The 12,877-nt window shown below is 68.1% G+C and carries 12 protein-coding genes; 2 read left to right on the top strand and 10 right to left on the bottom strand.

Features of this window, described 5'->3' with window-relative positions; all coding sequences use genetic code 11:
• Positions 1–13 precede the first annotated feature (13 nt).
• From P0Y60_10975 to P0Y60_10930, 10 genes are all read right to left on the bottom strand, one after another.
• Complete coding sequence (locus P0Y60_10975; GenBank protein WEK59877.1) at positions 14–637, bottom strand: class F sortase; 624 nt, start codon at positions 635–637, stop codon at positions 14–16.
• Complete coding sequence (locus tag P0Y60_10970) at positions 637–1,794, bottom strand: glycosyl hydrolase family 8 (GenBank protein ID WEK59876.1); 1,158 nt, start codon at positions 1,792–1,794, stop codon at positions 637–639. The genes P0Y60_10975 and P0Y60_10970 overlap by 1 nt, the downstream gene beginning before the upstream one ends.
• Complete coding sequence (locus P0Y60_10965) at positions 1,794–2,630, bottom strand: DUF4397 domain-containing protein (protein ID WEK59875.1); 837 nt, start codon at positions 2,628–2,630, stop codon at positions 1,794–1,796. The genes P0Y60_10970 and P0Y60_10965 overlap by 1 nt, the downstream gene beginning before the upstream one ends.
• Before the next feature lie 50 nt (positions 2,631–2,680).
• The gene (locus tag P0Y60_10960; GenBank protein WEK59874.1) at positions 2,681–4,687 is read right to left on the bottom strand and encodes a glycosyltransferase family 39 protein; all 2,007 of its coding nucleotides are present in this window, start codon (positions 4,685–4,687) and stop codon (positions 2,681–2,683) included.
• A complete protein-coding gene (locus P0Y60_10955; GenBank protein ID WEK59873.1) occupies positions 4,684–6,156 on the bottom strand; it encodes a glycosyltransferase family 2 protein in 1,473 nt (490 codons plus the stop codon). Before P0Y60_10955 ends, P0Y60_10960 begins: the two co-directional genes overlap by 4 nt.
• The gene (locus P0Y60_10950; GenBank protein ID WEK59872.1) at positions 6,153–6,629 is read right to left on the bottom strand and encodes a GtrA family protein; all 477 of its coding nucleotides are present in this window, start codon (positions 6,627–6,629) and stop codon (positions 6,153–6,155) included. Before P0Y60_10950 ends, P0Y60_10955 begins: the two co-directional genes overlap by 4 nt.
• A gap of 155 nt (positions 6,630–6,784) precedes the next feature.
• Complete coding sequence (locus P0Y60_10945) at positions 6,785–7,945, bottom strand: aminotransferase class I/II-fold pyridoxal phosphate-dependent enzyme (protein ID WEK59871.1); 1,161 nt, start codon at positions 7,943–7,945, stop codon at positions 6,785–6,787.
• 70 nt (positions 7,946–8,015) lie between these two features.
• A complete protein-coding gene (locus tag P0Y60_10940) occupies positions 8,016–9,371 on the bottom strand; it encodes a deoxyribodipyrimidine photo-lyase (protein WEK59870.1) in 1,356 nt (451 codons plus the stop codon).
• Between the two features lie 41 nt (positions 9,372–9,412).
• Positions 9,413–9,826, bottom strand: coding sequence for a hypothetical protein (locus tag P0Y60_10935; GenBank protein WEK59869.1), 414 nt, complete (start codon positions 9,824–9,826; stop codon positions 9,413–9,415).
• 30 nt (positions 9,827–9,856) lie between these two features.
• Positions 9,857–10,807, bottom strand: a complete 951-nt coding sequence (locus P0Y60_10930) for an alpha/beta hydrolase (GenBank protein WEK59868.1) — start codon at positions 10,805–10,807, stop codon at positions 9,857–9,859.
• A 164-nt stretch (positions 10,808–10,971) separates the two neighbouring features.
• On the opposite strand from P0Y60_10930, the gene P0Y60_10925 reads away from it, so the two are divergent.
• Both P0Y60_10925 and P0Y60_10920 read left to right on the top strand, forming a co-directional pair.
• Complete coding sequence (locus P0Y60_10925; GenBank protein WEK59867.1) at positions 10,972–12,144, top strand: histidine kinase; 1,173 nt, start codon at positions 10,972–10,974, stop codon at positions 12,142–12,144.
• Positions 12,141–12,812: a response regulator transcription factor gene (locus tag P0Y60_10920; protein WEK59866.1), complete on the top strand. Its 672-nt coding sequence runs from the start codon at positions 12,141–12,143 to the stop codon at positions 12,810–12,812. The genes P0Y60_10925 and P0Y60_10920 overlap by 4 nt, the downstream gene beginning before the upstream one ends.
• Positions 12,813–12,877: the final 65 nt, after the last annotated feature.

Here is a 12,877-nt window from a genome sequence, read left to right as displayed (position 1 = left end):
CGGTCCTTTCGTGTCAGCCGCGGAGATCCGCGAAGACGATGAGGTTGTCGAGATAGTGGCCGGTCGAGGAATCGAAGACGCCGCCACAGGTGATGAGGCGCAGCTCCGGTGTCGGGACGTTGCTGTAGACGGAGGCCGTCGGGAAATCGGCTTTGGCTGATTGCGCCGTGCCGCTGACGACGAAGGTGAGGACGGAACCGTCCGCCATCGTGACGAGGATGTCGTCGCCGGCGACGAGTGCGTCGATCTCGGCGAACACCGCGGGCGCTGACGGCGAATCCACATGACCGGCGATGATCGACGGTCCGACGTCGCCCGGAGCGACTCCCTCCGCGTACCACCCGGCGCGATCGAAGTCCACGGGGGCAGCAAGTCTGCCGTCGGGATCGAGAGTGAGATGCTCCAGCGTTGTGTCCACGTCGATGGCGGGGATCTGCACGCGGAGGGGCTCCGACTGCGCGACATCGGGGGCGGGGGCCGCCGGATCCTGTAATGCGCCCGCCGAGAAGCCGCTGGGGCCGTGTGCCGGGGTTGCAGTCGCCTCCACTGCACCGGCGGTGCCGCACCCGCTGAGTGCCAGTGCTCCGATGAACGCGACGGCTGCGGCGAGCCCGCGGAAGCGGCCGGCTCCCGGCATCAGCTCTTCCCCGTCCCGCAGCCTCCGAGGGCGTCGTCGGTGAGCATCGCGGTGCCGAGCATGACCCAGGCCGCACCGTAGTACGTCGGATACTCGGTCCCGAGCTTCGCGGCCTTCTCCAGATCCGTCATCGCTGCGACGTCGTCACCGGACGCATGAGCGGATGCTGCCCGCGCGGTGAACCCGAGTGCGGACTGCTCCGAGGCCAGCGCACCCCCACCCAGGTCGAGCCGCGCCGCGATCTCGTCCTGACGGTCAAGGGTCGGAAGCGGGAGGGAGGCGAGCGCGACATCGGCCGGTGTGCACGATTCGGCGTACCGCAGCAGGAGGCGCGGTGCATCGAAGGCGTACTGCACGGGGTCGCCTTCGCCGAGCGGCCCCGGCATCGGCTCGATCACGCCGTCGGAGTGGACCTGCGCCCAGTCCGGGGGGAGGGCGGTCGCATCGAGGATCTCTGCGGTCACGTCGGCGCTTCCGGCCTGCAGCTCCGCCCAACGCGGGTCTCCCGTCGCGTCTCCGAGCACGTCGTAGGCGACCGGAGACGCGTAGCTGGGGTTGTAGGCGTAGGGGTCGTCGTTCCCCGCCCACAGCCCGGGCAGGAGAATGCGTCCGCGGTCGGTCATGACGGTCAGGCGATCGGCGATCACCCCGGCCAACTCGATCCCTTCGTCGCGGAGGTCGCCGCGTTCGAAGCGGTCTCCCGCGATCACCAGAGCTCGAGCGGCGTCGAGGTCGGCGTCCGACGCCGGTTCATCGTCCACGACGGATCCGTCATCCCAGCGCCACGCCATCAGGCCGTCGGATCGCAGGAGTTCTTTCTGCGTCCAGTCCCAGATCTCATCGAAGCTCTCCTCGTCATCGGCGATCACGGCCGCGAAGAGTCCGTACGCTTGACCCTCGCTGACGGTGTCGCCGCCTTCGTCATGCCGCACGACGCGCCCGTCCTCCACCCAGTCATCGAGGAACGCGGACGCCAGCTCGGCCGAGTCCAACGCCGGAGCCGGGGTGTCGGAAGACGGCAGGGGTGTTGACCCGGCCGTCGGGCGCGCGGCTGGAGGAGCATGGTCAGAGGAGCTCAGACCGACACTGAGCGCCGCGACGCCTGCCGTCAGCACCACGGCCCCTGCGGCGATGCCGACCAGCGTGGAGCGACGCATCAGAGCACCTCGCCGCGGAGCTTCGCCGGGGCGGGTGAGTCATCGCCACCGTGTGCGAGGAAGCCGCCTCCCGTGTCGACACCGCCGTCGGGGACATCGCCGACCGATGCGCTGTCGAGGATCGGAAGGATGGTGAGACCACCGTTCGACGTGTCGACCACGAAGAGCGTCGTCACGCTGCCGGGAGCGACAGACACGTCCGCGGTGTCGGAGACGTTCTTTCCCGTGAGGTCGAGGGTCCAGTCGCCGGCGGGGATCTCCGCGTATCCCGTCGCCGATCCGGCCCTCGCCTTGTCGGCGATCGCGTCTCCGGAGTCCGTGGTGACATCGACCTCGGGCGTGACGGTCGACGCCTGGATGAGCCGGATACGTGCGGAGCCGGCGGCGGGCTCGGTCAGATCGTCATCGAAGGAGCGCACCTGAAGATCTGCGGTGGGCCCATACGCTGCGACGGTCGTTGCGGTACCGGCCCCGATGGAGACGGTTTCGGAGATCACGGGGACAGTGGATCCTGTCGCTCCGGCGGGCACCATGCTGACGGTATAGGTCCCGACGGGAAGCTCCTCGTACGAGGAGACGTCGCCGTAGCTGACCCCGGCGAGTTCGAACAACGTCGATCCGCCGCTCACTGCTGAGACGCGGACGTCGACCGACTTGGTGTCGGGGGAGAGATGGCCCAGGCGGAGCCACCCGGATTGTTCCGCGGTGGCCGTGGCCGTGGCCGTGTGAGCGGGAGCGGCGGCGGTGGCCGATGCCGGGGCTGCGACGATGACGAGCAGTGCGGACACACCGACTGTGAGAACTGCGTGCAGGTGCGTGGATCGTGAATGGTTCATGATGTGCTCCTTCGATAGGGTCGTGCGGGCTGACGAGGGCTGGTGGTGTCTCATGGCAGCGTCGAGCGCAGCGAGATCGGGTAGCTGAGGACGAGTTCGTCACCGACGACCTCGACATCTGCCGGTTCGTAGAGCCCCGTGAGCGAGTCGACGAGGGCGCGTGCCGGGTCGCTGAGGTCGCCGTCGACGATCGTGGGAGCCCCCGAGAGTGCCGAGAGCGCGACCTGACGGAAGCTCAGCTCGTCCTCTCCGGGAACCACAGGGAATCCGCCGATGCTCACCGATCCGGATCCCGCGAGCGTGGCGAGCACGGCGATGATGCGCTCATCGACCTGTCCCGCGCGTAGGCGGTCCCGGTCGGCGTCGCCCATTCCGATCTCCGGGTTCGTGGCGAGGGCCGTACCCAGTGCGGCGCGCCTCTCGACGGCGTCGCCTCGATCTGTCTCGGCTTGCGCAGCGCCTTCGACAGTGACGCGGCGCACCTCGACGGCCTGCGGTCCCGAACCGAACGAGGCGACGACGACGGAGTTGTCGATCGCCTGCTGCACCTGAGGGAAGGCGCCGGGGAACGTGCGCATCGAATCCGTGGTGACCACGTAGTCCGCGTCGCGCCAACCGTTGGGGGACTGAACCTGAACGGCAGGGTCGGTGTCGAGCTTGTAGTACCAGACCACATTGTCTCGATCCCAACCGGCTTCGACCAGATCGACCCACATGGCATCGTCCACGATGATGCGCTGATCGGTCGATGCATTCTCGACGAGCCATTGCTGCGCGCCACGGAGCGGTTCGTCGAGATCGGCGAGTACGAATCCACGCAGCTGGGTCGTCCACAGCGGTACCGCGATGACGGCGCCGATCGCGGCGATCGCCACCGTACCCACGGCGAGTCCGCGGCGGGCGGGTACCCGTCGTCGCAGCCGGCCGACCGCTGCGGCGGTCACGCCGGCGATCAGAAGGGCACCGAACGGGATGAGCATGATCACGTACGGCACGGGCAGGTACCCGCCCGGGCGGAACATGAAGGCGGTCATCGCGAGGAGCAACACCGCGTAGGGGCGAAGGCGCACGCTGAACAGGGCCGACACAGCCGCCAACAGGCTCAGGACGATGAATACGGGGTCGAGCTGCCACCACATCCCCACCGTGCGGTTGATCAGTGAATCCGGATCGAGAACCGACCCGCTGCCATCCCGCGAGCCGAGCTGGAAGGTCACTCCGTCGATCAGGCTCACGCGCCCGTCTCCGCTGAAGAGCTCGCCCTTCACTGCGGCGAGCAGCAGATAGCTGCCCCCTATCACCGTCAGGATGCTGGCTGCGACTGCGAGCGTGTAGCGGCGGGTCTCGCGGCGTGCCGAGCGGACCATCACCCAGACCAGTACGGGGAGTGCGAGGAGGAACGTCTCCTTGGTCAGCACGGCGACGCCGAACGCCACCGCAGACCCCGCGAACGCGGCGAGCTGGCCGCGTCGATTGGTCGCGAGGAAGAAGGCGAGAAGAAGCCAGGGCACCGCGATGTTGTCCAGGTAGACGGTGCGGTGGAACTGCAGGGCCAGCGGCGACAGGGCGAACATCAGCCCGGCGGCTGCCGCGCCGGCACGGGGGAGGCCGATCCGTCGAGCGAGCGCCCAGAGCAGGATCACGGCGACCAGCGACGCCACGAGCACTGCTTCGCGACCGGCGATCACGGCGATGTCCCAGCGCTCGAATGCGCCCGTGACCTGCGTGTATGCGGCGATCTGCATCCATCCGAGTGGTGGATGGTCGTACCAGTACGTGTAGTGGGCGAGTTCGCCGAGGTGCGTGATCGCCCACGCCTGCGCCGTGTAGGTCCCTTCGTCGTCGATGCGCTGCGGCGAGCCGCCCACGTTCAGGAAGTTGACCACGGCGCTGACCAACAGGAGAGGCACGAGCCAGGCGAGGTCTCCCGCATGGCGACGGGTCCAGTCTGCGATCGCGTCGCGGACGCCGCGCGAGTCGATCGCGTGATCCGATGCGGTCGACGCGACGTCGCCGACACGCTCCGGCCGCACGGGCTTCTCGAGTGTGGTGCTCATGCGGCCAGCTCCTGTGAGATCGGTGTCGGCGCCGACGGGGCGGTGGGTGCGTCGGCCTCGCGGTGCGCGCCGGTGTGCTCGGTCTTCTCCCACCCTCGCTCTCCGCGCAGTTCTCGGAAGACGGCGCGGATCGCAGCCAGAGCGAGGAGCGCTTGGAACGGGATGGTGCCCAGAAGGAGGCGCACGTAATCCACCGCGCGCACCTTCTGGCCGTACAACCGGCCGAACTCCCCGAGACCGGCGATCTCGACGGCTACCGTCACGAGCGTGGGAGCGAGAGGGATGAAAGTGAGAAGAGCCACGGCCGTCGGCACCTTGACGACGAGGATGAGGAACACCGACAGCGGGATGAGGAGCCCCGTCGCAGCCTGCAGGAACGGCATCGCGAGCATGTAGCGGGCGAACAGCCGTTGGCCGCGTGAGGGGAGTGCACGCCACTCTGCCTTGCGCAGCACCTGAAGGAAGCCCTGGTTCCAGCGTGTGCGCTGCTTGTAGAACGACGTCAGCGTGCCCGGCGTCTCCTCGCGGGTGACGAATTCAGGACTGTACGCCACGACGACCTTCTCGCCCTGGCTCGACAGCCGCACGCCCAGCTCACAGTCCTCGGCGAGGCACTCGGCATCCCAGCCGTCGTTGCGCACGAGTGCGTCGCGCTTCACGAACACCGTGTTGCCCCCGAGCGGGATGAACTTGGCGCCGGCATGGAAATGCAGACGGGACCGGAACCAGAAGTAGTACTCGAGAACGTTCCGCAAAGACCACCAACTGCTGCGGAAGTTCATGAGCTGCACGCCCCCCTGCACCACCGTGGCACCGGTCTCCGTGAAGCGTGAGTCGATGTGCCGCAGAAGCTCCGGGTGGACTTCGTCCTCGGCGTCGAACACGCCGATGATCGAGCCCGCAGCGAATGGCAGCGCGCGATTCAGTGCCTTCGGCTTGTTCTTCGGGACGCTGTCGTCGACCACTACCTCGATCCGGTCCGGGTGGCGTGCGGCGGCGGCGCGAACCACAGCGGTGGTGCCGGGGTCGTCATCACCGACGATGGCGATGATCTGGACGTCAGGATGTGTCTGAGCGGCGAGTGCGTCGAGCGTCTGACCCATGACCTCCTCCTCGTGCCGTCCGGGGACGAGCAGAGTGAAAGTGTGCTGCGGCGCGCGCGGATCCTTCGAGAAGGCCGTGCTGTCGAAGGTGGTCTTGGATCGCCAGGCGTAGAGCATCCACCACAGGGTGGTCACGGCGATCGCCGTCAGCGCGAGCGCAACGACGATCAACGCGGAGTATCCGGCGAGCGCGGCCCAGTCGACTCCCATGGATCCGGGATCGACATCCGTGAGACCGGGGTCGAGGACTTCGCGGTTGGGGACGCCGACCGGAGTCGTGCCCTGGTCGGGTGCCGGTGTGAGCAGTGGGCCCGGTGCGGGGTCGTTCTCGAGAGGTCGACCGATGATGGGGGAGTACCGAGTCATGGTGTTGCCTCCTGCGGTGTTCGGAAGACGAGGAATCTGTAGGCGAAGTAGCGGAAGAGCGTGCCGAGGATGAGGCCGATGACGTTGCCCGCGATGTTGTCTGCGAGAGCGGAGGTGAAGCCGAGGACGTAGTGCGAGACGAACAGGGACCCGGCGGCGAGCAGGAGGCCGCCGCCGTTCGCGAGGAGGAACAGCAGGAGCTCCTTCGCGACGGCAGGGCGCCGAGTGGTCCGGAAGGTCAGATAGCGGTGGCCGAGCCACGCGACTCCCGTGGCTATGGCGACGGAAAGCACCTTCGCCCAGATGACCTGGTCAGGCATGATCGTCGCTCGGAGCAGGTTGTAACCGCCCACGTCGACGATGAAAGCCAGGAGGCCCACACCGCCGAAGGAGGCGAGCTGGGGCGCGGCGGACCGCACCGCCCGAGCGATGCGGGAAAGCGAGATGAATGGCGCGGAGGGGGAGAGCGTCATGCAGGGGGTTCGGATGCGGGAGCGGCTCCGGATTGGTTATTTCCCGTATTCGGCGATATTGCCCCGACCGTTGACCCGACGCATTGAGGGTGCTAGATTCGCGCGCCCGCGGGGATGGCGCGCCCCGTGGCGCACATGCCGTGCCCGCGGGGTGATCAGCCCCGCAGAGCGCGAGCGATGCGGATGATCGATTCCTCGATCAGGGGGCGAGGCATGGCGAAGACGAAGCGGGCGAAGCCCACGGCTGCTTCACCACACGCCGCCCCGTCGGTCATGGCGACGCCGGCGTGCTCGCGGAACCAGGCGCCGAGGTCGCCCGTCAGTCCGGTGCCGCGGAAGTCCAGCAGTGCGATGTAGGTGCCCTCGGGCATGGTGACGCGCACATCGGGCAGGTGTTCGGCCACGAGCGCCGTCAACAGCCGCCGGTTGCCGTCGAGGTAGTCCACGACGTCGTCGAGCCATCCGCCGCCGTCTGCGTACGCGGCGATGTTGGCGACGGCGCCGAGGGTCGATGTGCCGTGTCCTGTCCATGCGCCCTCTTCGGCCCACACCTCGGCGTCCCGCTCGTTCGACAGGATCACCTGCGCGCACTTGAGCCCTGCGAGATTCCAGGCCTTCGACGCCGATGTCGCGGTCAGGGTGTGAGAGGCGGCGACGTCCGAGATCGACGCATAGGGGATGTGCCTGGCCGGCGCGTAGATCAGGGGAGCGTGGATCTCATCGGAGAAGACCCGTCCGTCGGCCGCTGAGACCGTCTCGGCGACCTGCTCGAGCTCATCGCGCGTCGCGACGGTGCCCAGCGGGTTGTGCGGGTTGCAGAGCACGAGCAGCTCGCCACCGTCGGCGAAGGCGGCGGCCACCGCATCGTGATCCAGGAGCCAGCGCCCGTCGATCTCGATGCTCGGCACCTCGATCACCCGTCGGCCGCGCATCGGAGGGACCATCAGGAACGGCATGTACGCCGGTGTCGGCACGATGACGGCGGCCCCCGGCTGCGTGTACCGCTCGATCGCATACTCGAACGCCGCGATCACATCGGGTACGTGCGTGACGCGCTCCGGTGGAACGGCCCAGCCGTAATGTTCGGCGTACCAGTCTGCCGTCGCGGCGGCGAGCGCGTCGGACAGATGAGCGGGGAGATAGCCCGTGAGTCCCTGGTCCAGCGCGTCGGTGACCGCCTGTGTCACGGCAGGTGCGACGCCGAAGTCCATCTCCGCCACGAATGCCCCGATGGTGTCGGGGAACGCGGTCCACTTCATGCTTCCTGCAGCTCGCAGGTCGGCTGCCGTGAGTGCGTCGTATCCGCCGGTGGGCATGAAGAGTCCTTTCGAAGAGCAGAAGAGTCCGTTCTCGATCGTATGAGCATCCTCGGAGGGAGGGCGCGTCTCAGCGGTCGTCGTCGGCCCGGGTGGATCGCTTGACCACGTCATAGGCTGCGAGGGCCGCCTTGCGCGTCTCGCCGAGATCGACGATGGGCGTCTTCGGCGCATCGCCCGCCCACTGTGAGATGTACAGGTTCTGCGGATCGAACTTCTTCGCCTGGAGCTCCGGATTGAACACTCGGAAGTACGGTGCGGCGTCAGCCCCGGATCCGGCCACCCACTGCCAGTTGAAGGGGTTGTTCGCCCCGTCGGCGTCGACGAGCGTGTCCCAGAACCACTCCTCGCCGCGCCTCCAGTCGATCAGCAGATTCTTGATCAGGAAGGACGCGGTGACCATGCGGACGCGGTTGTGCATGACGCCCGTGCGCCAGAGCTCCCGCATTCCGGCATCCACCAACGGCACCCCCGTCGATCCCTGCTGCCAGGCGGCGAGGTGGGAGGGGTGCAAACGCGGCCAGGGGAACGCGTCGAACTGGCGGCGCAGGTTCTTCGTCGCGAGATCGGGGAAATGGTAGGCGGTGTGCCAGGCGAACTCCCGCCACCCGACCTCGGAGAGGAACCCGCCGGCTCCGTCGACCTCGACCGACTCGTGCCAGACCGTGAAGGGACTCAGCTCGCCCCAGCGCAGGCGCGGCGACAGGAGGGAGGTCGCGCCCGCCGACGGTTCGTCGCGGGCGCGGTCGTAGTGCGCGAGGTCATCGGTGAGGAACTCGTGCAGCCGACGCCGGGCGGCGGGTTCTCCCGGTTCCCAGGTCTCGCGCAGTCCTTCGGCCCAATCGGGGCGGGTGGGAAGCAGATTCCAGCCGTCGAGGGAGTCGGATGACGGCGTGCGCCCCGCGCCGTCGATCTCCCGGGGCTCGGGCAGAGGGCCGCGCGGTGCCGGGAGCTCGAGACACGCCCGCCAGAAGGGAGTGAACACCGAGTAGTGGGTGCCGCTGCCGGTCGTGACCGTCCACGGCTCATGCAGAAGCGACGCCGCGAAGGACGCGACCTCGACACCGTCGGTGCGGAGCGATGACTTCAACGCAGCGTCGACGGCGCGCTCTGCTCCTCCGTAGCGGCGATTCCAGAACACCGCACCCGCGCCGGAATCGTCGACGATCTCGCGGATCACCCGCTCGGCTGCTCCTCGACGCAGCACCAGAGAGGCACCCCGTTCGCCCAGACGCTCGCTCAGCGACTGGAGCGAGTGATGCAGCCACCAGCGCGCTGCACCGCCCAGGGGCCGAACCCCGGGCGACTCCTCGTCGAGCACGAACAGCGCGACGATCGGCTCGCCGCGATCGATGGCGGCACGCAGCGCCGGATTGTCGGCGAGCCGGAGATCATCGCGGAACCACACGATCGAGGGAGAAGGCATGTGCCCATTCTCGTCGAGAGGTACGACGCCGGGTCAACCCGTCAGCGACGCCTCGGGCGGCGGCGTCGCTCGGGGCGTGGGGTCGTGGACCACAGCGCCCAGATCACGAGCAGAGGCTGGAGGAAGAGCCGCCCGAAGCGACGGGCGTCGGTGTCGAGACCTGGCGTCGAGCGCTTCGTCTGCCATTGGTGGATGTTGCCGGGAAGGACGGCGACGAAGAAGGCCGCCGTCGCCCATCCGATGCGCCGCTGTTCCTTCGGGAGCGCGACCAACCCGGCGGCGAGCGCGACCTCGGCGGCACCGGAGGCGAGCACGATCTCGTTCTTGTCGAGACGGGTGACGCGCGTCGCCCAGTCGGGCACGACCACGCGGAATCCGCGGGTGCTCGTGAAGTGCGAGATGCCGATCGCGCCGAGGGCGATGGCGAGGATCCACCGGGCGACTGATCTGATCATCCGCTCACGCTACCGCGTGCGCGCGGTGATCTACCGGTCTGCCGCGCGGCGTTCCTGCTGCCAAGTGCGGATTCCTTCGGCGATCTCGGGCGCGTGGGTGTGGTGGAGGTAGTGCTCGCCGTCGATCTGGATGACCGTGCCGTCCGTGACGGTTGCGGCCTGCCGTTCGTGCAACGGCACCCAGTCGGCGTTGTTGACGTTGTCGGCTTCGACGAAGAGCAGCAGGGGAAGATCCGCAGGGAATCGCGCGTCGCGGGCGTCCGCGAAGTTCGTCCGGATGTGCGCCATCTCGTCGAGAGTGGTGGGGGTGAGGGAGTTCCGATTGCTGATCAGTCCGATCTGCTCGCGCGCATCGTCGGAATATGCCGGTTCGTCGTAGCCGCCCCCGCTGAGCGCCTTCACCACACGCATGAGTCCGAGGTTCTTCGCCGCGGCCAGCAGACCGATGGGGAACACGGTGTCCATGTTCGGCTGCCCCGGAACGCTGGTGTCGATCCCGATGAAGGCGGAGACCTCATCGCGGTAGCGGTGCGCGAACTCGATGCCGTAGATCCCTGTGATCGAATGTCCTGCCAAGATATAGCGGTCGATGTCGAGCTGCCGCAGCGCGGCGTGCACCTCGCTCACGACGTTCGCGGTGGTGCGGGGGCGGTCCGTGCCGTCACTCAGGCCGTAGCCGAAGGGCTCGACCACGACGACCCGGTGGTCTCGAGCGAGATCGTCGACGAGCGGGGCGAAGTCGAGCACGGGCGATGCCGTACCGAACCCCGGGAGGAGCACGATCGTGTCGGCACCCTCCCCGGTCACGAGCACGTTCATCTTCCGACCGTCGACGTCGACCTTCTGCCCGTACGGGGTGATGCGATCCTCCTCGACACCGCTCGCCACGACGTTGACGATCGTGGTCGTCGCCAGGGCGACCGCCACGACGGTGCCGATACCGGCCAGGGTGATCAGTGCTCTCTTCGCGAACTTCTTCACGGGGACCTCTCCAGCAGCGCGCCATGCGCTCCTGGTGTCCAGCGTGCCGAGAACGGTGGGCCGTCGCGTCGCACCAGCGCAGACACCTCTGTACCGCGTTCGCGGTACGGAGACTCATCCCGTCGGGGGATCCAACGAGGCTGTCGCCGCGAAATACTGGAGGAATGACGGCACAACGCGATCCGGCGTTCCCCCGCGATCCTCGGATCGCACGCCACGTGCGAGACGCGGTCGTGGTCGTGGTGATCGTGGCGTTCGCGGTGCTCCCGATCCCGGACGACGCCTTCCGGGCGCGAGGGCTGCTCGTGATTCCGGCGCTGCTCCCTGCCGCCGTCATGCCGGTTCGCCGCCGATGGCCGCTGGCGGCTCTCGCGGTGAGCCTGCTCTGCGCGATCACGATCGCCACCGCCGGAGTGATCGCGCCGAGCGCTCTGCTCGCCGCCGCTTTCTGCGCCTTCACGGTCGTCGATCGGCGCGGTCGTCTCATCGGACTGGCCGCGGTGGTTGGTGCGGCCGCCGTGGCCTCCGTGTCGAACGGCATCGCGCTGAGCGGGGATCTGTTCGATTCGACGGCGTTGCAGTTCGTGATGCTCATCGTTCTCGGGGGTGCCCTGGGCGATGCGACCCGCTCGCGCCGGGAGGTGCTCGCCGCCGTCACCGAGCGCGCTGAGCGTGCAGAACAGAGCCGGGATGCGGAGGCGCGACGGCAAGTGGTGGAGGAGCGGGTTCGCATCGCACGTGATCTGCACGACGTGGTCGCGCATCAGATCACCGTGATCAGCCTCAATGCCGGAGTGGCGACGACGGCATTGGAGACCCGACCGGAGAGAGCCCGTGAAGCACTCACCACGATCCGCAGCGCCTCGCGCACGGTGCTGGGCGACATCGGTCGATTGATGACCCTTCTGCGGGCCGACGACGATGCAGACCTCGCGCTGCGGCCCCAGAGCGGCCTGGCCGACATCGGTCCGCTCGTCTCGGGCTTCAGGGCTGCGGGCTTGTCCGTCGATCTGGAGTGTGAACCCCTCCCCGGCGCGCTGTCGCCTGTCAGCGACCACGTCGCCTACCTCGTCGTGCAGGAGGGACTCACGAACGCGCACAAGCACGCCGGCGCCCCCACAGTGCAGGTGCGAGTGCGGGAGGAGAGCGGTGACGTCGTCATCACGCTCGTCAACCCCGCCTCGACCGGCGAGAGCGGCGAATCGCCGAGCGGACACGGGCTCCGCGGCCTGGAGGAGCGTGCGGCGGCGGTGCGCGGCGAGGTCTCCGCTGAGCACCGCGGTCGAGAGTTCCGACTCGTGGCGCGCCTTCCGATGAGTGAGAGCGGCGGACGATGAGGATCTCGGTGCTCGTGGTCGATGACCAGCCGCTCGTGCGTCAGGCGGTGCGCGACATCGTCACGGACGGTGGTCTCGAGGTGATCGGGGAGGCGGCGACCGGACGAGCCGCGGTGGTCGCCGTTCGCGAAGAAGCGCCTGACGTGGTGCTCATGGACATCCGGATGCCGGAGATGGACGGGATAGCCGCAACGGAACTGATCTGTGCCGACCCCGATCGAGCGACACGGGTACTCATCCTCACGACCTTCGAGGACGACGACTATGTCGTGGCAGCACTGCGAGCGGGGGCGAGTGGGTTCATCGGCAAGGGAGCCGAACCGGACGAGATCGTCGATGCGGTCCGGACGATCCACCGGGGGGAGTCCCTGCTGTCATCGGCCGCGACGAAGGCTCTCATCGAGCGGTCCCTCCGGGCATCGTCGCCGGCGCCGTCCGCTGCGCAGCAGGACGCGCTGAGCCGCTTGACCTCACGCGAGACGGAGGTGCTCGTACTCGTGGCCGGCGGCCTGACCAATCAGGAGATCGCCACGCGGCTGATCATCTCTCCTCACACGGCGAAGACCCACGTGAACAGGATCATGTCGAAAGTGGATGCTCGCGATCGCGCGCAGCTCGTCATCCTGGCCTACGAATCAGGTCTCGTGGTGGCAGGGGCAGGCGGGTGATCAGTGCCGACCGGCGTCGCCGCGACGGTCGGGACGCCCTGGGCATGCGAGTAGCCTAGATCCAG

Origin of the sequence: Candidatus Microbacterium colombiense (assembly GCA_029203165.1) — a bacterium.
Lineage (GTDB): Bacteria > Actinomycetota > Actinomycetes > Actinomycetales > Microbacteriaceae > Microbacterium > Microbacterium colombiense.
Note: the sequence above shows the minus strand (reverse complement) of the source record. Positions and strands in the feature narration are given on the sequence as shown.